Annotated in this window: 16 protein-coding genes and 2 rRNA genes; 6 read left to right on the top strand and 12 right to left on the bottom strand. The window is 63.0% G+C overall.

Annotated features, from left to right (window positions below; genetic code table 11):
• Positions 1-9 precede the first annotated feature (9 nt).
• Positions 10-870, bottom strand: a complete 861-nt coding sequence (locus ACXAEH_RS00110; RefSeq protein ID WP_475030468.1) for a LysR family transcriptional regulator — start codon at positions 868-870, stop codon at positions 10-12.
• A gap of 90 nt (positions 871-960) precedes the next feature.
• Between ACXAEH_RS00110 and ACXAEH_RS00105 the strand changes: the two genes are divergently transcribed.
• The gene (locus tag ACXAEH_RS00105; RefSeq protein WP_475030467.1) at positions 961-1557 is read left to right on the top strand and encodes an HD domain-containing protein; all 597 of its coding nucleotides are present in this window, start codon (positions 961-963) and stop codon (positions 1555-1557) included.
• A 110-nt stretch (positions 1558-1667) separates the two neighbouring features.
• On the opposite strand, the gene ACXAEH_RS00100 is transcribed toward ACXAEH_RS00105, so the two are convergent.
• The 3 genes from ACXAEH_RS00100 to ACXAEH_RS00090 form a co-directional block, all read right to left on the bottom strand.
• Positions 1668-2609 (bottom strand): LytTR family DNA-binding domain-containing protein, encoded by a 942-nt coding sequence (locus tag ACXAEH_RS00100; protein WP_475030466.1) that lies wholly within the window; start codon positions 2607-2609, stop codon positions 1668-1670.
• Positions 2610-2707: 98 nt separating this feature from the next.
• Positions 2708-3157 (bottom strand): hypothetical protein, encoded by a 450-nt coding sequence (locus ACXAEH_RS00095; RefSeq protein ID WP_475030465.1) that lies wholly within the window; start codon positions 3155-3157, stop codon positions 2708-2710.
• A gap of 203 nt (positions 3158-3360) precedes the next feature.
• Positions 3361-4464, bottom strand: coding sequence for an aromatic ring-hydroxylating oxygenase subunit alpha (locus tag ACXAEH_RS00090; RefSeq protein WP_475030464.1), 1104 nt, complete (start codon positions 4462-4464; stop codon positions 3361-3363).
• A gap of 257 nt (positions 4465-4721) precedes the next feature.
• Between ACXAEH_RS00090 and ACXAEH_RS00085 the strand changes: the two genes are divergently transcribed.
• Complete coding sequence (locus ACXAEH_RS00085; RefSeq protein ID WP_475030463.1) at positions 4722-5141, top strand: EF-hand domain-containing protein; 420 nt, start codon at positions 4722-4724, stop codon at positions 5139-5141.
• A 229-nt stretch (positions 5142-5370) separates the two neighbouring features.
• Here ACXAEH_RS00085 and ACXAEH_RS00080 read toward each other — a convergent pair whose 3' ends face one another.
• Positions 5371-6264 carry a LysR family transcriptional regulator gene (locus ACXAEH_RS00080; RefSeq protein ID WP_475030462.1) on the bottom strand — a complete coding sequence of 298 codons (894 nt, stop codon included), beginning with the start codon at positions 6262-6264 and terminating at the stop codon, positions 5371-5373.
• Between the two features lie 108 nt (positions 6265-6372).
• On the opposite strand from ACXAEH_RS00080, the gene ACXAEH_RS00075 reads away from it, so the two are divergent.
• A complete protein-coding gene (locus ACXAEH_RS00075) occupies positions 6373-6996 on the top strand; it encodes an FMN-dependent NADH-azoreductase (RefSeq protein WP_475030461.1) in 624 nt (207 codons plus the stop codon).
• A 73-nt stretch (positions 6997-7069) separates the two neighbouring features.
• Here the strand turns inward: ACXAEH_RS00075 and ACXAEH_RS00070 are convergent, their stop codons facing one another.
• The 5 genes from ACXAEH_RS00070 to ACXAEH_RS00050 form a co-directional block, all read right to left on the bottom strand.
• On the bottom strand, positions 7070-9577 hold the full coding sequence (locus tag ACXAEH_RS00070; RefSeq protein ID WP_475030460.1) for a GcvT family protein: 2508 nt from the start codon (positions 9575-9577) through the stop codon (positions 7070-7072).
• A gap of 216 nt (positions 9578-9793) precedes the next feature.
• Complete coding sequence (locus ACXAEH_RS00065) at positions 9794-10138, bottom strand: hypothetical protein (protein WP_475030459.1); 345 nt, start codon at positions 10136-10138, stop codon at positions 9794-9796.
• 715 nt (positions 10139-10853) lie between these two features.
• Entirely contained in the window at positions 10854-12257 is a 1404-nt protein-coding gene (locus ACXAEH_RS00060) for an FAD-binding oxidoreductase (protein WP_475030458.1), read from the bottom strand.
• Positions 12258-12410: 153 nt separating this feature from the next.
• Positions 12411-14186, bottom strand: a complete 1776-nt coding sequence (ggt, locus tag ACXAEH_RS00055) for a gamma-glutamyltransferase (RefSeq protein WP_475030457.1) — start codon at positions 14184-14186, stop codon at positions 12411-12413.
• Positions 14187-14227: 41 nt separating this feature from the next.
• Positions 14228-15214: a 2-hydroxyacid dehydrogenase gene (locus ACXAEH_RS00050; RefSeq protein WP_475030456.1), complete on the bottom strand. Its 987-nt coding sequence runs from the start codon at positions 15212-15214 to the stop codon at positions 14228-14230.
• Between the two features lie 213 nt (positions 15215-15427).
• Between ACXAEH_RS00050 and ACXAEH_RS00045 the strand changes: the two genes are divergently transcribed.
• From ACXAEH_RS00045 to ACXAEH_RS00035, 3 genes are all read left to right on the top strand, one after another.
• A complete protein-coding gene (locus ACXAEH_RS00045; protein ID WP_475030455.1) occupies positions 15428-15925 on the top strand; it encodes an SH3 domain-containing protein in 498 nt (165 codons plus the stop codon).
• Positions 15926-16223: 298 nt separating this feature from the next.
• A complete protein-coding gene (locus ACXAEH_RS00040) occupies positions 16224-18437 on the top strand; it encodes an NADP-dependent isocitrate dehydrogenase (protein WP_475030454.1) in 2214 nt (737 codons plus the stop codon).
• 132 nt (positions 18438-18569) lie between these two features.
• Positions 18570-19571: a capsular polysaccharide export protein, LipB/KpsS family gene (locus tag ACXAEH_RS00035; RefSeq protein WP_475030453.1), complete on the top strand. Its 1002-nt coding sequence runs from the start codon at positions 18570-18572 to the stop codon at positions 19569-19571.
• Positions 19572-19761: 190 nt separating this feature from the next.
• Here the strand turns inward: ACXAEH_RS00035 and rrf are convergent.
• Together rrf and ACXAEH_RS00025 are read right to left on the bottom strand one after the other, a co-directional pair.
• A 5S ribosomal RNA gene (rrf, locus tag ACXAEH_RS00030) occupies positions 19762-19876 on the bottom strand.
• A 208-nt stretch (positions 19877-20084) separates the two neighbouring features.
• Positions 20085-22913, bottom strand: a 23S ribosomal RNA gene (locus ACXAEH_RS00025).
• Between the last annotated feature and the right edge of the window lie 264 nt (positions 22914-23177).

Raw genomic sequence — 23177 nt, 5'->3', positions numbered from 1 at the left:
TTTTACATGCTAGCCGCCGGCGCGCACCTCACGCAGCCCCTGCAGCACCTGGCGGATCTGCTCCAGCGCCGGGTTGTCCGGGAGGTACAGAACCTTGCAACCGAGATGGATCTGCGGCGCACCCTCGACCCTATGGATCTGCCCCGCCGCCAGCGCCTCTGCCGCCATATAGGCGGGAAAATACCCCATGCCGCCGCGTTTCATCAAATAGCGCAGGCCCATCGGCGCATTGCCCAGCACGATATGCTGGCGGCTGCGCTGCGGCAGCACCTGCTGCAGCCGGGCGGTGTATTCATTGCCAAATTCCAGATTGATAAACAGCGGCAATTCATCCCTCCCCAGCCGCAATGGCCGGTCCGACACCAGCACCAGTTCCTCCGGCGGCAGCTCCTCCACCCCCAGCCTTGTGCCCGCCGGCGCCTCGTTCACGATCGCCAGGTCCAGCAGCCTGCGCGCCACCGCCTCTGCCATGTTCAGCCCGTGGTCATAGTTCAGCGTGAACGGCACTGTGCCCTGCGAACGCTCCAGCCACACCGCCACATCGACCAGCAGCGGATCCCAAACCGACAATTGCGCTCCCATCCGCAACGACACCCGCCCCGCCAGGCTGGCCCGCAGATCGCCCGAGACAAACTCCCAGGTGCGGATCATCTGCTCGGCATAGGGCAGGAACTGCCGCCCCGCCGCACTGAGCCGCGTGCCCCCCGGCCCGCGTTCGAACAGGCTGGCGCCCAGCGCCTCCTCCAGCGCCTTGATCCGGGCGCTGACCGCGGTCTGGGTGATGTTCAGCGCCCGCGCCGCGCCGTGAAAACTGCCGGCGGCTTCGATGGCCAGGAAGGTCTCAAAAGCGTTGATTTGCATAGTGATCATTATTTCTGCTCAGATTGAGCAAATCAATTCGTTTTCCTGCTCAAATCGCTTCCGCTACGCTCCGGCCAGATCAACCAAAGGACTCGCGACATGCTGGACAAAAGCCATAAGCCAACCTGGACCAGTTTCGAAGACGCCACGGCCGAAGACTGGGCCGCGGTGGAAGCCTATGAGGAGGCCTATAACGCCGCCCTGCCCGACCGCATCCTGGACGCCATCCGGTCGCTGGACGAGGACTGGACCCCCTACCCGGTGAACCGCTACCAGCACAGCCTGCAGGCCGCGACCCGTGCCTATGAGGACGGCGCCGATGATGAGATCATCGTGGCCGCCCTGGTGCATGACACCGGCGACATCCTGTCCCCCTACAACCATGGTGAGCTGTCGGCGGCAATGATGAAGCCCTATGTCAGCGAGAAGACCTACTGGATCCTCAAGCACCACTGCGTGTTCCAGGGCTTCTACTACAACCACCATTTCGGCGGCGACCGCAACGCAAGGGACAAATACCGCGACAGCCCCTATTGGGAAGACTGCCGCTATTTCTGCGAGAAGTATGACCAATGCGCCTTTGACCCGGACTACCCGACCAAGCCGCTGGAGTTCTTCGAGCCGATCCTGCGCAAGGTGCTGTCGCGCGGCTGGGGCCATATGGAACTGGCCGAGACCGCAAACGGCAAAGGCTGAGACACCGGGGCGCCTCCTCTCCGTGCCCCGCCTGGCATGGGCCAGGCCGCGCCCCTCCCGGCTCCCCGCTGGGGGGGCGTTTTTCTTTGGCGGCAGGGACTGTCCCGCACTCAGGTCTCCTCGTCCTGCCAGTTTCTTGCAATCTCGCGCACCTGCGCTCGCCGCCCGCGGGCCACCGGCACCCGCACCCCTTCCTGCAGCAGCAGAATGTCGCCCTGGCTGCCGCGTTTCAGCCCTGCCACCGCCGCACGGGCCACCCACCAGGAACGGTGAGGCTGAATGCCCGCCTCCTCCGGCACCTGCGCCAGCAGATCGGCCAGGCGCCCGCGCAGTGTCAGCTGGCCGGTCCGGGTGGCGATCCGCAGATAGTGCTCTTCCGACTTCACGTAACGCAGCTCCTCAAGGGCAAAGGCCTTGCCCCCAAGGACCACCACCCGCGGCTCTGCGTCCGCCGTGACGGCGGGCTCTGCAGCCGGAGGGGGCGCCGCAGGCGGCTGCGCAGGTTCCGCCGCCTCTTTCTGGCGCTCGGCAGACCGGTGGTACAGCCCCAGCCTCAGGCTGGCGTCGATATGGGGCAGAATGAACAGCACCAGCAGCGATTCAAATGTAAAGCACAGCAAAAGATTATAGGGCATGTGCCGCATCAGCTCCGGCACGCTGAAGGCCTTCAGCGTATATTGCGCGGCCATTCCCATCACCACAACCGTGGTCAGCAGCATTGCAATCACCGCCGGAACCACCCGGAACAGCCGCACCACCCGGCCGCCCGGCGCAAACGCCAGCCAGGCCGTCAGAACGGTTGAATAGACGGTGACATAACAGGCCACGCACACCAGCCACAGCAGCACATTGGCGGCCATGTGCATACCATCGGCCCGGTACCCATGGGTGTCAAAGGCCGTCAGCAGCAGCACCACCGCCGCGGTGTAATTGAGGAATATTCTGGTCCGCAGGACCTGTTTCATTTCATGCAACGTGAACTGCGGCGGGTCCCCGTACATGTCAAAAAGCAGCACTTCGCGGCTTTGCAGGTTGTTCTTAATTTTTCCCAAACCTATCAAACCCTTGTAAATGGTTGCATTTTCAAGAGTGGCCGGGGGCGGTTTCTTCAATCCTTGTATTGCCGCACAAGAAGAGATTGCCTCCGCGCTCAATCTCGCCTGGTCATCAGCACCTCCCTGTTCCGCAAGACGGTTTTCCTATGCGCCAGTTTGTTCCGGCAGATTTCGAAAAAGCCTCCAATGACCTGCAGCAGTTGCAGAAACACTATTTTACCGCCGGCTGCCGAGAGGAGCGCGCCGCTGCCGAGGCCGCCATTGCTGCAGCCCTTCGCTGGATTGAAACCGCATTGAGCAGCTTTGAGATGCCCGGGGACAGCGGCCGCTAGACCGCCGCCTGCCTGCGTTGCTGCCCGCTTTGGCAGGACGCTGCCGGCATTGGCCCGCCAACTCCCGTCCTGACCCCGGGAGCCACCCGGATGTCCGGCGATCCCCATCCGCCTTTTGACACATGAGATGCTCATAAATTCAGCATAGACAAAGGTATTCCCAAAAAGGAATGGATGAAAACCATGCTGGATGCGGGAAAATTTTCCCGCCATTCCCCTGGGCTTACGGACGGATTGCGCTAGGTGTGCCGGAATTCAACGCGAATTCCGGCCATGAAAAATCGATTTTTCATGGGTGTTTCCCTCGCAGGGAAACGGCGCCGCGGTCCGTCCGGGCTCCGCAGCCGCGTGACCAAGAGCCGCCCCGGACGGGCATCCGGAGCGGCAGGGGTCACGCATACTGCTGGGGATTGGCTTCAGCTGCGCGCCATGGCGGCCTGGTAGTGCTCCAGAAACGCCATGATCGGGTGTTCCGATTGCGAAGAGCAGATGGCATCCACCACCAGCGGCCCGGTGTCGAAACCGCCGGATTCCAGCCCGCGCTGCACCGAATCCACGATCGGCCCGTCCTCGGCAAAGGTGGTGGTGCGGTGCTGCAGGATGATCTCTTCCTCCACCGGGTTCGGGGTTGCCTCGGGCAGCCACCAGTCGACCTCGATCCTGGTCCTGTTCACCCCCATCGGCTTCCAGCGGTAGGTGTTCACGATACCGCCCGGGTAAACCTGCAGCGCCACCAGCGGGAAAAACCACCAGGTCAGGAACTTGTCGGTCTTGGCCTCCGGGTCGGCGACATAGGAATAGCTCTTCTTTTCGTCGGGCCGCGCAGGCGAGACATGGCGGATGCCGTAATCATAGCCGCGGGTGCGGTAGGCCTCCGGGTCCACCACGCCGGTGGTCAGCGTCTTGTGCACCACTGCGCAGTGGTAGCATTCGTTGAAATTCTCGGCGACCACCTTCCAGTTCGCGCTGGCCAGCCGCTCGGTCCGCGCCGCCCGGTGATAGCTGGCCAGGTTGGGCGCATAGTCCTCGATCTCCGGGATTGCCTCAGCCGCCAGCACGGCAAAGGGCACAGCCTCTGCATCCAGGTTGACCAGCACCAGGCCAAAGAACACTTCCACCCGCACCTGCCGCAAGCGGTGCTGCGATTTGTCGAAACCTGGGAAGTTCGCCGCATTGGGCGCCGCGCGCAGCTGGCCCGTGGTGTCGTAGGTCCAGGCGTGATACGGGCAGGTCATCTTCCTGGCGCAGCCCTTGCCCTCCAAAAGCTCGTGTCCGCGGTGAATGCAGACATTGTAAAACGCCCGGATCTCCCCGTCCTGGCCGCGCATCACGATGACGGAGGTGCCGGAGACATCCTCCACCACGTAATCGCCTGCACCCGGAATATCATTGGCATGGCCGATCAACTGCCAGGAGCGGCGGAAGATCTTCGCCTTTTCCTCGGCAAACAGCGCCTCATCCGTATAGCTGCGGGCCGGAAGGGTGGTGTAGACACCGCCGGCAAAGCTCATTTCCCCCATTTTTTCTCCTCCGGGCAATCTGGCTGAAGGGGAATCTGCCGTCCCGGCCGGACGGCTTCGCCTTCAATCCCGTCCAAGGCGTCGGAAACAGAAGGCCTGTTTGCGGCGCGCGCGCCGGTTTTAGACCCTGATATCAACGGCTTGTGAGGATTGATGACGCATGCGTGAAATCCGCCGGATTTTTGCGCCGGAAATCCGGGGCGGCTCCGTTTCAAAAGGGACACACCGTCGCAGAGAATTGACCAAAGGACCTGACCATGAAGACGCAAATCCTCATCACAGCCATGATCACCGCCGTTGCCCTGCCCGCTTATGCCGGCGGCGGCCGCCTCAAGGCGATGGATCTGAACGGCGACGGCAAGGTGACCGTCTCCGAAGCGGTGGAGGCCCGGGTGGCCAAGTTCGACGGCGCCGACACCGACGGCAACGGCGCGCTGGACAAGGCAGAGCACACGGCGATGCTGGACGCCCTGAAAAGCCAGCGCAAACGCGGCGGCGGCAAGCGGGCGGAGGGCGCCGATCCCTTCGCCATCACCGACGCGGACGGCAATGGCAGCATCTCCAAGGCCGAATTCCGCTCGGTCGCGGAGCAGTTCTTCACCCGCGCCGACGCCGACGGCAACGGCGAGCTGACCCGCAGCGACTTCCGCGCCCTGCGCAGCCGGAACAGCGGCTGACCCCCGGCCGCCGGTCCAGGCAGCGCCGAAGCAAAGACAGCAGGAGGCCTTGCGCCGCACTCCGTGCGCCGCCACGGGGGCCAGGCAGGCCGCGCCGGAGGCGCGGCCTGCCTGGCCCAACCGAACCCTTCGGATTTCATATCCGAACGGGGCCGGGCGGGAGCGCCGCGCGGAGTGTCCAGCCTGACGGTGCAGCAGGCCCTCCGGAACCATCCGCAGACTGCAAGCCTCACCCCCCGGGCAGGCGGGCGGCCAGGAAATCCACGAAGGCGCGGATTTTCGGCGCCAGATGGCGGCGGCCGGTGTAAACGGCGCTGACCGGGGTGCTGGGCGGATCAGACGGAAAGTCCTCCAGCACAGGCACCAAGGCACCGCGCTCCAGTTCTGCCTGCACGCTCCACTCCGGAATCATGATGATGCCGCAGCCGGACAGCGCCATTTCCTTCAGGAACATCAGGCCGTTCGCCTGCACCGGCCCGGTGACTGCAACCTCGTGCACCCCGTCCGGCGCAGCAAACCGCCACACGGCCTGATCCGCGCCGGTGCGGAACGACAGGCACTGGTGGCCGGCAAGATCCGCAGGGTGGTGCGGCGCTCCGTGGCTTTCCAGATAGGCCGGGCTGGCGCAGAGCTGTGAACGGCTGGTGAAGATCCTGCGGGCCACAAGACCGGAATCCGCAAGCTGCCCCATGCGGACCGCCAGGTCGATCCGCCCTTCCACCAGATCGGCAAGCGAAGCAGAGAACAGCAGCCTGGTTTTCACCTCTGGGTACAGGCGCAGGAATTCCGGCAGCAGCGGGGCAATCAGCGCCACGGCCAGGTCCGGCTCAACGGTGATGGTCAGCACACCCGACGGCGCTGCGGCCAGCCGCGCAATGCCGCTGCGGGCCGCGGCCATCTCTTCGGCGGCGCGTTTGGCATGGCGATAGTACAATTCGCCGGCTTCTGTCAGGCTTTGCTTGCGGGTCGTGCGCTGAAACAGGCGCGTGCCAAGATCCTTTTCCAGCTGCTGGATCTGGCGCGCCACAGACGAGGGCGCCACCCCTAGCGCCCGCGCAGCCGCCGAGAAACTGCCCGCTTCGGTCACGCGGACAAACAGGTTATCGGCAGCTTCCGGGTTCATCTTTGCACTTTTCGCACAGATCCTTTGCAATTCAACATCTTTTTGCAAGAATGGGCCTTTGCCATATCCCTCCTGCAAACCGTTACCCCGGACAGGAGACCCCGGACCATGACCAAACTGCTGTTTATCAAAGCCTCCCCCCGCGGCGCCGAGTCAAAATCAGGCGCGCTGGCAGAGGCCTATCTGGCCAGGCTGCAAGAGACGTCGCCGCAGATCGAGACGGACATCCTGGATCTGTCCCTTGAGACCCTGCCGGACTACGGCGGCGACAAGGTGGCCGCCAAGATGAATGTCATCACCGGCCAGGATCAGGACGCCCCGCAGCGCACCGCCTGGGACCAGATCGCCGCCATGGCCCAGCGCTTTGTCAGTGCCGACATCTATCTGATTGCCACGCCGATGTGGAACGGCGGGATCCCCTACAAGCTGAAGCAGTACATTGACCTGATCCACCAGCCGGGCCTGCTGTGGGGGCTGGATCAGGAGACCGGTTACTTTGGCCTGCTGGAAAACAAGAAGGCCGTGCTGGCCCTGACCAGCGGCGCCTATGGCCCGGACATGCCTTCGCCTGCCTTTGGCGTCGATTACCAGTCCTCTTACCTGCGGTTCTGGCTGAACCAGGCCGGCGTGCAGGACATCCGGGAGCTTCGCTTTCAGCCGACTTTGCTGACCCAGGACCCGGACGGAGAGTTCCAGAAAGCCGCCGCCGCAGCGATGGCGCTGGCGTCCTAGACCATCCTGGGAAGCGGAAACAAAAAAGCCCCGGCTTGCAGGCCGGGGCTTTCTTGGTTTTCGGGGTCAGAGATCAGCCGTTCTGGCGGATGGTCTCGTTCTTCGGGTCATAGGGGCTGTCGCAGGTGACGACCGCATCCCACAGCTTGTCCTGGATCTTGACCTGCAGCTTGGTGCCTTCCACCGCGAACTCGGGCTTCACATAGCCCATGCCGATGGATTTCTCGAAGGCCACCGAATAGCCGCCGGAGGTCAGGCGGCCCACACGGGTGCCGTCTGCGGCATAGAGCGCCTCGCGGCCCCAGGGATCGGCATCTTCCGGTCCGTCGATCAGCAGGGTGCAGCACTTCACGCGGACGCCGGTCTCGACCAGCTTGTCCTTGCCGTGGAAGTCCTTCTCCAGATCGACAAAGCGCGGCAGGTCGGCTTCCAGCGGGGTCGCGTCGCGGCCCAGCTCGTTGCCGAAGGCGCGGTAGGATTTCTCCTGGCGCAGCCAGTTCTGGGCGCGCGCACCCACCAGCTTCATGCCGTGCTTCTCGCCAGCCTTCTCCAGCAGGTCGAACAGGTAGTTCTGCATCTCGATCGGGTGATGCAGTTCCCAGCCCAGTTCACCGGTGTAGGCAACGCGGATCGCATTCACCGGGCACATGCCCAGTTCGATCTGCTTGGCCGACAGCCAGGGGAAGCGCTTGTTGGACAGGGCGGTTTCCGGATCGGCGTCGACGATCACCTCTTTCAGCACATCGCGGGACTTGGGGCCTGCGATGGCGAAGACGCCCCACTGGCTGGTCACATCCTGGATCTCGATGTAGCCGAACTCCTCCATCTTGTCCTCAGCCGCCTTGCGCAGGAAGTCCGCGTCATATTCGGACCAGGCACCAGCGGAGACCAGATAGTAGTTGTTCTCGCCGTTGCGGACGATGGTGTATTCGGTGCGGGTGGTGCCATAGACAGTCAGCGCGTAGGTCAGGTTGATGCGGCCGACCTTGGGCAGCTTGTTGCAGGTGAACCAGTCCAGGAACTGGGTGGCACCGGGGCCTTTGACGACGTGCTTGGTGAAGGCGGTTGCGTCAATGAGGCCAACGCCTTCGCGGATTGCCTTGGCTTCGTCCACGGCATGCTGCCACCAGCCGCCGCGGCGGAAGGAGCGGGCGTCGTGGTCGAAGGTTTCCGGTGCGTCCAGCGGGCCGAAGTAGTTCGGGCGTTCCCAGCCGTTGACCCAGCCGAACTGTGCGCCGCGGGCCTTTTGGCGGTCGAACGCAGGCGCGGTACGCAGCGGGCGGGCTGCCGGGCGCTCTTCGTCCGGGTGGTGCAGGATGTAGACGTGCTCGTAGCACTCTTCGTTCTTGCGCGCGGCGAACTCGGTGGTCATCCAGTTGGAGGAGTAGCGTTTCGGGTCGAGCGACGCCATGTCGATCTCGGCTTCGCCGTCCACCATCATCTGCGCCAGGTAGTAGCCGGTGCCGCCAGCGGCGGTGATGCCGAAGGAGAAGCCTTCCGCCAGCCACATGTTGCGCAGGCCCGGCGCCGGACCGACCAGCGGGTTGCCATCGGGGGTGTAGCAGATCGGGCCGTTGAAGTCGTCCTTGAGGCCGGATTCGGCGCAGGACGGAACGCGCTCTGCCATCGCCATGTACTGCTCTGCGATCCGGTCCAGATCCAGCGGGAACAGGTCGGCGCGGAAGCTGTCCGGCACACCGTGCTCGAACTGTGCAGGCGCGCCGCGCTCGTAGATGCCCAGGATCCAGCCGCCGCGCTCTTCACGGGCATAGGATTCATTGTCGGCGTCGCGCACAACGGGGTGCTCGGGGTTGCCGGCTTCGCGCCATTTGACCAGCTCGGGGTCCTTGTCCATGACGATGAAGGTGTGCTCGACCGGGATTGCCGGCATCTTGATGCCCAGCATCTTGGCGGTGCGCTGTGCGTGGTTGCCCGATGCGGTCACAACGTGCTCTGCGGTGATCACCACCTGCTCGTCGGAGGGCACCAGGTTGCCGCCCTTTTCCACCATCTTGGTGCAGGTGACTTCCCAGTGGGTGCCGGTCCAGTGGAAGGCATCGGCCTGCAGCTTGCGCACGATCTCGACGCCGCGCTGACGGGCGCCTTTGGCCATCGCCTGGGTCACGTCTGCCGGGTTAATATAGCCGTCTTCGGTGTGGTAGATCGCACCCTTCAGGTCGCCGGTCTCGATCAGCGGCCAGCGCTCCTTGATCTGCTCCGGGGTCAGCCATTCATAGGCGACATCGCAGGTTTCTGCGGTGGAGGCGTAGAGCATGTACTCGTCCATGCGCTCCTGGGTCTGCGCCATGCGCAGGTTGCCCACCACGGCGAAACCTGCGTTCAGGCCGGTTTCCTCTTCCAGGGTCTTGTAGAAATCGACCGAGTACTTGTGGATGTGGGTGGTCGCATAGGACATGTTGAACAGCGGCAGAAGGCCGGCCGCGTGCCAGGTCGAGCCGGAGGTCAGCTCGTCACGCTCGATCAGCATGACGTCGTCCCAGCCGGCCTTGGCGAGGTGATAGGCAATCGAGGTGCCAACGGCGCCGCCGCCAACAACAAGTGCTTTGACTTGGGTTTTCATTCTCCGGCTCTCCAGCTTTATGAGAATTCTTGGCTTTGGTTTATGCCGGAGCGGAAGGAAGCGCGCAAAATCCATCCGACGCAAAAACCGCAAAAACCGACCTGCTGCGTCGCAGAGCGAGGGAATTCACGCCGGTTTTGCCGGAAATGGCATTTTCAGGCAGCAAAAAGGGGGCAGCTGCCCCCTGCTGGTTTTCCACGTCTGCCGGCGGCTGTGTCAGCAATCGGCCACGTTGCCGCGGCGGATGCAGATGGGTTGCGGCTCCTCGGGCTGCGGCGCCTCGGCAACCTGCTCGCCGCCTGAAAGCAGGCTCTTGCCATAGCTGGCCACCTCGCCCCAGACAGAGCTGCCGCCCGCAGCACCCTCAGGCGTCTGCTCCGCGCGCAACCCGGCCCGTTCGGTGCGCACCCGGGTGATGCGCTCGCGGACAATCTCGGCGTATTGCGCGCTGCTCAGCTGGCCCCAGCCAAGACCTGCGTCGCGGGTCTGGAAGTAATAGTCGGCGCCGACCACGCCCTGAGTGCAGAACACCACGATGCCCGCTGCCTTTTTCAATCCCATGGCCGCTCTCCAGATCTGCGAAATGACCGGGTTTTACCCCAGCTTGAATTCTGGCGCGCAATTGCGGCAGATTTCCGGCATTTCGGGGGAGGTTCAGGGCAATGCGCCTGATCCGGCCCGGGACCCTGCCCTGCCGGTTGCTGCTGCATCTTGTTTGCTGATCTTAAGCGGGGTGCCTGTCAGCGGTAAGGAATGGCGGCGCCGCCAAGGAGGCGGAGGCGGGACGGGAGGTTCCTCCCGCACGCTGAACGTTGTCTCTGCGTGCCCTTGCCAAAGGGCCCTGTTCCAAGGTGCCGGGGGTGTCAGTCCCGGCGGGGATCGCGATCGGGAGAGATCATGGCACAAGCGGCTTAACCTGGCGTGAGCGGGGCGTGCGCCGGGTCCGCAACGGGACGAGTTTGCCGCAGGCGGCGGGCTCCCGCGCCTGAAGATGGCCCCTGCGGGACCATATTACAGCCTTGGGCCGGGCGCTGCTTGCGCAGCGCAAGGGGAGAGGAGGCTGAGACCCGCTTAAGGGCAGGTATGCCCTTAAGCGGGTTTGCACTTTTGAAGAGGGTTGCGCGACAAGGGCAGACGGTGCTGCGCGGCCTTGACCCGCGGACTGCCGGGCGCTGCCGCGCCGTGCGCCAGCACGGCGCCCGGCCCAACGGGAGCAGGCGCATCTTTGATGCGCCTGGCGACGGGCGGGAGGTTTTCCTGCCTGCAGCCCTGCCACTCACATCTCCAGGATTTTCCCCGGGTTCATGATGTTCTCCGGGTCCAGCGCCGCCTTGATGGCTGCCATGTAGCGGGTGGCCTCGCCCAGCTCCTGCTGCAGATAGGGGCGCTTGCCCTGGCCGATGCCGTGCTCTCCGGTGCAAGTGCCGTCCATCGAAATTGCCAGTTCATTGAGCCAGCCGACAAAATCGTCCGCCTTCTGCCGCTCAATGCCGCTCTCCATGTCGATCAGCAGCAGCGCGTGGAAGTTGCCGTCGCCCACGTGGCCGACCACCGGCGCCATCAGCCCCATGCTTTCGGCCTTTTCGCGGGCGGCGCCGACGCATTCCGCCAGCCGCGAGATCGGCACGCAGACGTCGGTGGAGATCCCCTTGGCACCCGGGCGCAATTGCAGGCTGGCCCAGTACATGTCGTGGCGCGCCTGCCAGAGTTTGCTGCGCTCCTCAGCCGTTGAGGTCGCCTCGATGTCGAAGCCGCCGAATTCCTCCGCGATAGAGGCGAACATGTCCGCCTGCTCGACCACGCCTGCATCCGAGCCGTGAAATTCCAGCAGCAGAAGCGGGTTCTCTGGCAGGTCGAGGCCGGAATAGGCATTGGCGGCGCGCACGCTGAGCGCATCCAGCAGTTCGATGCGGGCCACCGGAATGCCGTATTGGATCGTCATCATCACCGCGCGGCAAGCCTCATCCACCGAGCGGAAGGAGCAGCGGGCGGAGCGGATCGCCTCGGGGATGCCCTGCAGCTTCAGGGTCAGTTCGGTGATCAATCCCAGGGTGCCTTCGCTGCCGACCAGCAGCCGGGTCATGTCATAACCCGCCGAGGATTTCCTGGCCCGCTGGGCAGTGCGGATCACACCGCCGTCGGCCATCACCGCCTCCAGCGCCAGGACATTGTCTTTCATGGTGCCATAGCGCACCGCATTGGTGCCGGAAGCCCGCGTCGCCGCCATGCCGCCCAGCGAAGCATTGGCTCCGGGATCAATCGGAAAGAACAGGCCCTGGTCGCGCAGATAGGTGTTGAGCTGCTCGCGGGTGACGCCGGGCTGCACCACCACGTCGAGATCCCCGGCATGCACCGCCAGGATCTTGTCCATCCGCATCATGTCGATGCAGATGCCGCCGGCGGGCGCGTTCACATGGCCCTCCAGCGAGGTGCCGGTGCCAAAGGGAATGACCGGCACGCCAAACTCGGCGCAGGTCTTGATAATCTCCGCGACCTCTTCGGTGGAAGTTGGGAAGATCACCGCATCGGGGGCCTGGTTGGTGATCCAGGTGGTGGTGTGGCCGTGCTGCTCGCAGATTGCCTGGCCGGTTTGCAAACGGTCGCCAAAGCGCGGTTTCAGCGTCTCGATGGCGGCCGCGATTCCGGCTTCGTTGCGCGGCAGTGAGGTGGCTTGCACCATGGCGGGTCTCCTTGGACGGCAGGCGTCCGTTGGGGAAGTTTACGTGTTAACCTACGCGCCGCAACGGTTGTGCCGCAATACCCACAAGCGGGTAGGATTTTACAGAGCCCAAAGGGCTGCGCCTGCCCGGCCTTGCGGCCAGGCGGGACTGTGTCAGCCGCCTAGCGCTATCCCCTCACGCCGGGGATCGGCGGCGCCTTTCAGCACATCGCCGATCTCAATTGCATGCAAGCCCGAGTTGAGGTCGCGGATATTCACCTCATAGCCCATGCCGGACAGCGCCTCTGCCAGCCCTTCGGCGCTGGTGCCTGCTTCCAGATCATAGGTGCCGAAGCGGTTGACCAGATGCGGCAGCGCCAGCGCTTCCTGGATGTTCAGCCCCCAGTCGGCCCAGGCGACGATGGATTTCGCCACATAGCCGATGATCCGGCTGCCGCCGGGGGAGCCGATAGCCAGCACCGGCTTGCCGTCCCGCAGCACAATGGTGGGCGCCATCGAGGAGCGCGGCCGCTTGCCCGGCTCCAGCCGGTTGGCAATCGGCACCCCGTTCACATGTGTACGGAAGGAAAAATCCGTCAGTTCATTGTTCAACAGGAAGCCGCCCGCCATCAGCCGCGAGCCAAAGGCGTTCTCGATGGTTGTGGTCATAGACAAGACGTTGCCGTATTGATCCGCAACGGAAATATGCGAGGTCGAGGGCAGCTCTATCGACTCGTCATCGGCCAGCAGCGCGTGGTCGAACTCAGGCGATCCCGGCGCCACCTCCGGCAGCGCATCACTGCCTTGCAGCAGCTCTGCCCGGCTGGCCAGGTAATCCGCCGCCACCAGCCCATGGGTGGGCACTGGCACAAAATCACTGTCTGCCATGTAGCGGCCGCGGTCGGCAAAGGCGAGGCGAGAGGCATCGCCAATCAGCCGCCAGGCCTCAGCGCTTTCGGGACCCATCTCAGCGAGGTCATAGTTCCCCAGCATGCCCAGAATCTGCCCCACAGTCAGTGCCCCGGAGGACGGGGGCCCCATGCCGCAGGCCTCGAAATCGCGGTAGGCGGCGCAAACCGCCGGGCGTTCCTTGACCTGATAAAGCGCCAGATCAGTGGCCGACAGCACGCCTGGGTTGCCGTCGGCAGTTGAAACTGTGCGGATGATCTCTGCCGCGATGGGGCCTGAGTAAAACGCCTCTGCCCCGTCCTCCGCCATAGCCCGCAAGGTGGCGGCGTAATCCGGGTTCAGCAGCACGGCCCCGGCTTCGATCGGATCGCCATCGGGCAAGAAATACCCAGCCGTGGCCGGGAAACGCGCCAGCCGCTCGGCGTCGCGTTCCACCAGCCCCGCGAGGCGCGGGGAGACGGCAAAGCCGCCCTCAGCCAAGGCAATCGCCGGTTCAAACAGCGATGGCCAATTGGCACGGCCCCAGCGCCGGTGCGCGGCTTCCAGCAGCGCCGGCGTGCCCGGCGTGCCGACCGAACGGCCGCCCACCACGGCGTCAAAGAACTGCAAGGGCTCGCCATTTTCATCCTGAAACAGCGTCGGTGTCGCCGCCAGCGGCGCGGTTTCGCGCCCGTCCAGCGTGGTCAGCTCGCCGGTGGCACCGTCATACCAGACCAGAAAGGCGCCGCCGCCCAGGCCCGAGGATTGCGGCTCCACCAGCCCCAGCACGGTCTGCACAGCCACCATCGCATCCGCAGCCGTGCCGCCTGCGCGCAGCACCCGGGCACCAGCCTCCACCGCATGCGGATTGGCCGCTGCAACCATCCAATTTTCCGCCGCAACCGGCTGGCCTGCGTTCCTGGCCGCCAGTGCGGCTGCGACTTGCTCTGAAACCGCCTCAAAGCTGCCGGCAGTTGCTGCCTCGGGTGCCACGGAATCCGCGGCTTCCTGTGCATTGGCCGCGCCTGCAACGGCAAGGCAGGCCAGAATCAGATGTCTCATGGAAATTCCCTTTCTCAAATTCCGGCCCGGCCTTGGAGCTGCTACAGCATCGACGGCACAACCTGGTCGGGCGGGCGGTGGCCGTCCTCGAATGTCTTGATGTTGAGCAGCACCTTCTCACCCATCTCGATCCGCCCTTCGAGGGTCGCCGACCCCATATGCGGCAGCAGCACCACATTGGGCAGCTCGCGCAGGCGCGGGTTGATGTCGGTGCCGTGCTCATAGACATCAAGGCCGGCACCGGCGATCTCGCCCGCCCGCAGCATCCGGGTCAATGCGTGCTCGTCGATCACTTCGCCGCGCGAGGTGTTCACCACCACCGCCGAGGGTTTCATCAGCTTCAGCCGCCGTGCGTTCAGCAAGTGGAAGGTCGAGGGCGTCGACGGGCAGTTCACCGAGATCACATCCATCCGCGCCACCATCTGGTCGAGGCTCTCCCAATAGGTGGCCTCCAGCGCGGCTTCCGTCTCGGCCCGCAACCGGCGGCGGTTGTGGTAATGCACCTGCATGCCAAAGGCCGCGGCGCGTTTGGCCACCGCCTGGCCGATCCGCCCCATGCCCAGAATGCCCAGGCGCCGCCCGGCAATCCGCCCGCCCAGCAAGGCGGTCGGCGCCCAGCCCTGCCAGTCGCCTTTCTGCATCACGGCCAGCCCTTCGGGCATCCGCCGCACCACCGCCATGATCAGCGCCATCGCCATATCGGCGGTGTCGTCGGTCAGAACGCCCGGCGTGTTGGAGACCAGGATGCCCCGCTGCCGCGCCGTCGCCACATCGATGTGATCAACGCCTGCACCGTAATTGGCAATCAGCCGCAGCTGTTCGCCCGCCTGGCCCAGAAGCCCCGCATCAATGCTGTCGGTGACGGTCGGCACCAGTACATCGGCCGCTTTCACCGCCGCCACCAGCTCCGCCCTGGTCATCGGCGTATCATCCTCGCGCAGCTGCACGTCGAACAGCTCGCTCAGCCGCGTCTCCACCGGTTCCGGCAACCGTCGCGTAACAACAACACTCAGTCTGTCTCTTGCCACTTGCGCTCTCCCTCGGGCTTTTCATTACCTGCGCCGCCATGGCATCATGGCGCTGGACGCGGGCAGGCACAAGAACCCGCGCGCATTCCCCTGACCGCAACCGGAAAATTGCCGGGGCCGCCAGGGAAAATACGGGCGCAGGACCGGAACAAAGAGGCTGGGCGCAACCCGGCTGGGCAACGAAGAGGCGAGCAGGCAGTGAGAAAAGCGGCAATGGCACTCCGCCATCTGGCAGCGGCAGCGGTATCCCTGGCGCTGGCGAGCGCCGTTTGCGCCGCCGAATCCCGCGGCCCTGTCACCAACCTGCCGCTGCCCCGCTATGTCTCGATGAAGGCGGCCAAGGGCAATGTGCGCCGCGGCCCCTCGCTCACCCACAAGATCGACTGGGTGTTCAAGCGCCGCGGCATGCCGCTGGAAATCACCGCTGAATACGGCCACTGGCGCCGGGTGCAGGACCGCGACGGCGCCGGCGGCTGGGTGCATTATGCGCTTCTGTCAGGCGTGCGCACGGTACTGGTGGAGGAGGACATGCTGACTGTGCATGCCCGCCCCGATACCAGATCGCCGGTCAGCGCAGCCTTCGAGCTCGGTGTGGTGGCCCGCCTCGGCGAATGCGGCAGCGAGTGGTGCGAAATCTCGGCCGGCGGCTACAGCGGCTGGGCACCGAAGAAAAAGCTCTGGGGCGTCGCCCCGGGCGAGCTGCGCGAATAGCCCTTCAGCTCTTTCATCTTTCCGCAAATACTCCGGGGGAGCTTGCCGCCAGGCAAGCGGGGGCAGCGCCCCTCCCCCGTCTCACCTACTGCCGCGGCAATCCGCGCGGACCCGGAAATGCACCGCACCATTGCACCTGCAGCAATCCTGTTTTACATGGGGGCGATACCAATGGCTTCCCAAGCCGGTTCCGGCCCCGTTTGATCGCGCCGGAGCACCACTGGAATAACCCTCCGGCGCGGGCCTTCCTTGCGCTGACGTCATAAACGCCTCCGAGATCGCTGAAAGGTTGTGAAACATGGCAGAAAACAAAAACCCGGATATATTGTATACCATTGTAGACGAAGCGCCTGAGCTGGCATCGGCCTCTTTCCTGCCGATCATCCGCAAGTTCGCGTCCGCCGCCGGCGTTTCGGTCGGCACCAAGGATATTTCGCTGGCGGGCCGCATCATCGCCGCCTTCCCGGAGAACCTGTCTGAGAATCAGCGCCAGAACGACGACCTGGCCGAACTGGGCCGGCTGGTGAAGACCCCGGACGCCAATGTGATCAAGCTGCCGAACATCTCTGCCTCGGTGCCGCAGCTGACCGCGGCTATCGCCGAGCTGCAGGGCCAGGGTTTTGACATTCCGAATTACCCGGACGAGCCTGCCAATGACGCCGAAAAGGCCGTCCGCGCCCGTTACGACGCCATCAAGGGCTCGGCGGTGAACCCGGTCCTGCGCGAAGGCAACTCCGACCGCCGCGCCGCCAAGGCCGTGAAGAACTTCGCCCAAAAGAACCCGCATTCGATGGGCGCATGGTCGGCAGACAGCAAGACCAAGGTCTCGTCGATGCCGGGCAACGACTTCTATGCCAACGAAAAATCCGCGACCATCACCGCCGCGCAGGCCGGTGAGGCGAAGATCGAATTTGTTGCCAAGGACGGTGCTGTCACCGCGCTGAAAGACGCCTGGCCGCTGGAAGAAGGCACCGTGGCGGATGCGACCTTCATGTCGGCACGCGCGCTGGCCGCTTTCCTGGCAGACGCCATCGAGGACACCAAATCCGACGGCACCATGTTCTCGCTGCACATGAAGGCCACCATGATGAAGGTCTCCGACCCGATCATCTTTGGCCACGCGGTCAAGGCCTGGCTGGCGCCGGTGTTCGACAAATTCGGCACCGAGCTGGACGCGCTGGGCGTCAACCCGAACTCCGGCCTGGGCGACCTGCTGGCGCGGGTCAAGGACAACGCCGGCATCATGGCCGCCATCGAGGCCGTCACCGCAGAGCGCCCGTCGATGTATATGGTCGACAGCGACAAGGGCATCACCAACCTGCATGTGCCGTCGGATGTGATCATCGACGCCTCGATGCCCGCGGTGATCCGCGCCGGCGGCAAGGGCTGGGACCAGACCGGCGCCAAGGGCGACACCAACTGCGTGATCCCCGACCGCTGCTATGCGTCCGTCTATGACGAGACCATCAATTTCTTCAAGGCCAACGGCGCGCTGGACGTGACCACCGCAGGCGCGGTCGCCAACGTCGGCCTGATGGCGCAGAAGGCAGAGGAATACGGCTCCCACCCGACCACGTTTGAGGCCCCCGCCGACGGCACCATCCGTATCGTGCTGGCCAACGGCGAAACGCTGCATTCGCATGACGTGGAGGCCGGCGACATCTGGCGTTCCTGCACCGTCAAGAAAGCCCCGATCGAGAACTGGATCGAACTGGCGCGCGACCGCCAGCGGCTGACCGGTTCCGAGGCGATCTTCTGGCTGGATGCAAACCGCGCCCATGACGCCGAGCTGATCAAATACGTGCAGCCCGCGCTGGAGGCGGCCGGTGTGGCAGACAAGTTCCAGATCATGGCGCCGCGCGAAGCGACCCGCCAATCGCTGGAAACCATCACCGCAGGCAAGGACAGCATCGCCATCACCGGCAACGTGCTGCGCGACTACCTGACCGACCTGTTCCCGATCCTGGAGCTGGGCACCTCGGCCAAGATGCTCTCGATCGTGAAGCTGATGAACGGCGGCGGCTTGTTTGAAACCGGTGCCGGCGGCTCGGCCCCGAAGCACGTGCAGCAGCTGGTCGAGGAAAACCACCTGCGCTGGGATTCGATGGGTGAATTCTGCGCCCTCGGCGAGTCGCTGAACTTCCTCGCCGACAGCAAGGGCAACGCCAAGGCCGGCGTGCTGGGTGCCGCGGCCGAGGACGCGACCCAGGGCATCCTGGACCACAACCGTTCGCCCTCCCGCAAAGTGGGCCAGCCCGACAACCGCGACAGCCACTACTGGTTTGCCCGCTTTTGGGCCGAAGCGCTGGCGGCCCAGGACGGCGACGCCGAACTGGCCGCCTTCTTTGCCCCCATCGCCGAAGAGCTGGGCGCCAAGGAAGAGCAGATCCTGGCCGAACTGGCCGCGGCGCAAGGCCCGGCAGCCGAGATCGGCGGCTACTACCGCCCGAATGTCGAGCTGAAAGCCAAGGTGATGCGCCCTTCGGCAACGCTGAACGCAATCATCGGCTGATAAGCGGCCAAATCACAGAAACTGGAACGCCCGGAGCATGCCCGGGCGTTTTTCTTTGCCCAGTTCTTTCTTGACCTGCAGCCCCGTTCGCGCCCAGACAGGGCTGCAGAGCAGACAGAGAACGCAAAACCCATGCCCAAACGGGGAAGTTTCCGCAAACTCAACCACCTGCGGCAGCTGGACAGCGCCAAGAAGCCGCTGATCGTGCATGCCGAAGAGGCCTGGTTCCGCCACATCCTGGAAGGCGGCAACCAATTCTTTGAAAAGATCGGCGCCAGCGCTGCTGCCTATGGCTACAAACCGCTGCTGCTGCATGCGGAGGACATCCTGTCGCTCGGCCTGCTGGCCTCGGACCATTTGCAGATCGTCATCGGCCCCAAGCGGCCAAAGGGCCCGCGCATCTTCCATGCCCAGCCCGGTTATCTGCGGGGGTTCTGGTATCTGGACCCCAAGGGCTATTACTGGAACTCAAGCGTGGCCGGGCTGGCATTCCGGCCGGACGACGCGGATGCCGAAGCCGCGCGCGCGTTTGTTGAGCGGCTGCGCGCCCATTTCATCGGCCGCAACAAATCGAAACGGGCGCAAATCCCGCGCAGCAGTGCTCCCCTGCCGCCGGCTGCGGCGGCGGTTTTTGTCCAGAACATCGAAGGCTACAATCCGCCGGTGCATTATCTGACCACGCAAGAGATGATCACGGCCGCCTGCGAAGCGGTGTCCGGCCGGGTCTATGTCAAGCCGCACCCGCTGCAGGACCGCGCCGCGCGGCAAAGGGTTGAGATGCATTGCGCCGGGCTGGCCAATGCCGAGCTGAGCAATGCCAGCGTCCACGACCTGATCGCAGCCTCGGACGTGGTGGTCTCGCAGAATTCGGCAGTGGGGCTGGAAGCGCTGATGCAGCAAAAAGCGGTGGTTACCTGCGGCCGCAGCGACTACCACCACGCCGCCACTGTCTGCCGCCGCCCGGAAGACATGCGCAAGGCCCTTGCAGCCGCGGGCGAAAACGCCCGCAGCTTCCCCCATGCGCAATATCTGCATTGGTTTCTCGGCCGCTGCATGCTGGAGCCCGGCAAGGCGGATTTTGCCATTCGTGCCTGGTCGCGTCTTGTTGCGGGGGTTTCAGGCGCCGTGGGGTGATGGCGGGCTTTGCGCGGTGCCTGCGGCGGGGCGTATTTGGAACCGGAAAGAACCAGGGCCTCCGGACCCGCGGCCGCGCCGGAGGAACAGTTCCGTTTTCACGCCCGGGGCAAAAGAAACCCCGCCGCTGCGGAGGCAGGGCGGGGGTTTTCTGTTTCATCGTATAAGAGAGTTTTTTGGATTTTACTAGGTTTGGCGGTGACCTACTCTCCCAGGGCTTGAGCCCAAGTACCATCGGCGCGGCAGTGCTTAACTTCCGGGTTCGGGAAGGGACCGGGTGTTTCACTTGCGCTGTAGCCACCAAACCGAGAAAAATCCAGATGCCTTCGGCATTTGGATTTTCTCGGTTCGCGGTCGGCAGCGTGTTTACGAAGTAAATACGCGAGAGACCGCCCAGGAGTTATGTCACGAAGACGTTTCCAAATGCAGGAGGCAATACAATCAACATGTCCAAGTGTTTGTTAGGGATGTGTTTGCTTGTTTGGTTTTGAGTAACACTGTCTGTTACTGGATCAAATCAAGCCTATCGGGCGATTAGTACCGGTCAGCTGAACGCATTGCTGCGCTTACACCTCCGGCCTATCGGCGTGGTGGTCTTCCACGGCCCTCAGGGATACCTTGTTTTGAGGGGGGCTTCCCGCTTAGATGCCTTCAGCGGTTATCCTGTCCGATCATAGCTACCCTGCACTGCTGCTGGCGCAACAACAGGTCCACCAGTGGATCGTTCACCCCGGTCCTCTCGTACTAGGGGCAACTCCTCTCAAGTATCCTACACCCACGGCAGATAGGGACCGAACTGTCTCACGACGTTCTAAACCCAGCTCACGTACCTCTTTAAACGGCGAACAGCCGTACCCTTGGGACCTGCTCCAGCCCCAGGATGAGATGAGCCGACATCGAGGTGCCAAACACTGCCGTCGATATGGACTCTTGGGCAGTATCAGCCTGTTATCCCCGGCGTACCTTTTATCCGTTGAGCGATGGCCCTTCCACGCGGGACCACCGGATCACTATGGCCGACTTTCGTCTCTGCTCGACTTGTCAGTCTCGCAGTCAGGCTGGCTTCTGCCATTGCACTCAACGAGCGATTTCCGACCGCTCTGAGCCAACCTTCGCGCGCCTCCGTTACTCTTTAGGAGGCGACCGCCCCAGTCAAACTACCCGCCACGCAGGGTCCCGGATCCGGATAACGGACCGCGGTTAGACATCAAGAGTGCGAAGGGTGGTATCTCAAGGGAGGCTCCACCGGGACTTGCGTTCCGGTTTCGATGCCTACCACCTATCCTGCACATCACAATCCTGATGCCAGTGCGAAGCTGTAGTAAAGGTGCACGGGGTCTTTCCGTCTAACCGCGGGAAGCCTGCATCTTGACAGGCAATTCAATTTCGCTGAGTTGATGTTGGAGACAGCGGGGAAGTCGTTACGCCATTCGTGCAGGTCGGAACTTACCCGACAAGGAATTTCGCTACCTTAGGACCGTTATAGTTACGGCCGCCGTTTACCTGGGCTTCAATTCGGAGCTCTCACCCCTCCTTTTAACCTTCAGGCACCGGGCAGGCGTCAGACCCTATACGTCGCCTTGCGGCTTCGCAGAGCCCTGTGTTTTTAATAAACAGTCGCCACCCCCTGGTTTGTGCCCCCGGATCCAAGTTGCCTTGAACCCGGGCCTCCTTCTCGCGAACTTACGGAGGTATTTTGCCGAGTTCCTTCAACATCGTTCTCTCAAGCGCCTTGGTATTCTCTACCAGTCCACCTGTGTCGGTTTAGGGTACGGTCTGACAGGAGGGCTATTTCCAGGGACTGATCAGCAGCCCGCTCAATCCGATAAGAGCGAACTACCTTCACAATCCGTCACCACTCCACGGCCCAGGAATATTAACCTGGTTCCCATCGCCTACGCCTTTCGGCCTCGGCTTAGGGGCCGGCTTACCCTGCTCAGATTAGCTTTAAGCAGGAACCCTTGGACTTTCGGCGAGAGTGTCTCTCACACTCTTTGTCGCTACTCATGTCATCATTCTCGCTAGTGATCTCTCCACCGGATGGCTCACGCCCCGGCTTCATCGAAAGCCTCTCTCCTCCAATGTATCCGAAGATACTAAGGAGGAATGAGACTATGTCACACTACGCTCTGCTACCATGCACTATGTGCATCCTCGGCTTCGGCTCATGGCTTGAGCCCCGTTACATCTTCGCCGCAGGACGTCTTATTTAGACCAGTGAGCTGTTACGCTATCTTTAAAGGATGGCTGCTTCTAAGCCAACCTCCTGGTTGTTTTGGACATCCCACCTGCTTTCCCACTTAGCCATGAATTGGGGGCCTTAGCCGGAGGTCAGGGTTGTTTCCCTCTCCACTACGGGCGTTAGCACCCGCAGTGTGTCTGCCATCCAGTACTCCCGGGTATTCGGAGTTTGGTTAGGATCAGTAAGCCTGTGGGGCCCCATTACCCATCCAGTGCTCTACCCCCCGGGGTATTCGGATGACGCTCTACCTAAATAGATTTCGCAGAGAACCAGCTATCTCCGAGTTTGATTGGCCTTTCACCCCTAGGCACAGCTCATCCCGATCTTTTTCAACAGATGTGGGTTCGGTCCTCCAGTGCGTGTTACCGCACCTTCAACCTGGCCATGCCTAGATCACTCGGTTTCGGGTCTGATCCCACGAACTCATGCGCCCTATTAAGACTCGCTTTCGCTGCGCCTCCGCCTAGCGGCTTAAGCTTGCTCGTGAGACCAAGTCGATGACCCATTATACAAAAGGTACGCTGTCAGCCCTCAAGGGGCCTCCAACTGATTGTAGGCGTTCGGTTTCAGGTACTGTTTCACTCCCCTCGCCGGGGTGCTTTTCACCTTTCCCTCACGGTACTGGTTCGCTATCGGTCAGTAAGGAGTACTTAGCCTTCGGAGGTGGTCCTCCGGTCTTCGAACAGGATTTCACGTGTCCCGCCCTACTTAATACGTCCCTCAGAGCTTCCCATACGGGGCTGTCACCCGCTCTGGCTGCGTTTCCCAACGCATTCTGGTCACTCATCAGGCTCGGCTGGTCCGCGTTCGCTCGCCACTACTAACGGAGTCTCTATTGATGTCCTTTCCTCCGGGTACTTAGATGTTTCAGTTCCCCGGGTTTGCTCTTAAAGACCTATGTATTCAGTCCTTAAGTACCTGGTTAAACCCATTATTGATCACCAAAGGTAACAATAACGGACTTTCAGGTGGGTTCCCCCATTCAGAGATCCTGGGATCAAAGCCTATTCCCGGCTCCCCCAAGCTTATCGCAGGGTATCACGTCTTTCATCGCCTCTTACTGCCAAGGCATCCGCCAAACGCCCTTCTCGCGCTTGATTTGATCCAGAAAAAGACAGTGTTTCATGCCACGGTGCGGAAGCTGGTAAGAAACCGCACCCTTATTCTGAACCAAAAAGCAAACTATCCCGCTCCCGGTCATGTCGGTGACCAGGAACTTGTTGCATGATCGTCAGATCATGCGGGTTAGTGTACTTGACTTGGACAACACTGCCGTTTCAGCAAGGCAAACCAAGGGGCGTCTGAGGAAAGCGACGCGGTCCAAGGCTTGCATCATACCCGAAGGTAATCAGCACCTCACTGAG

Source organism: Leisingera sp. ABM4_060 (assembly GCF_056158765.1).
This window is presented reverse-complemented; position numbering and strand designations above follow the sequence as displayed.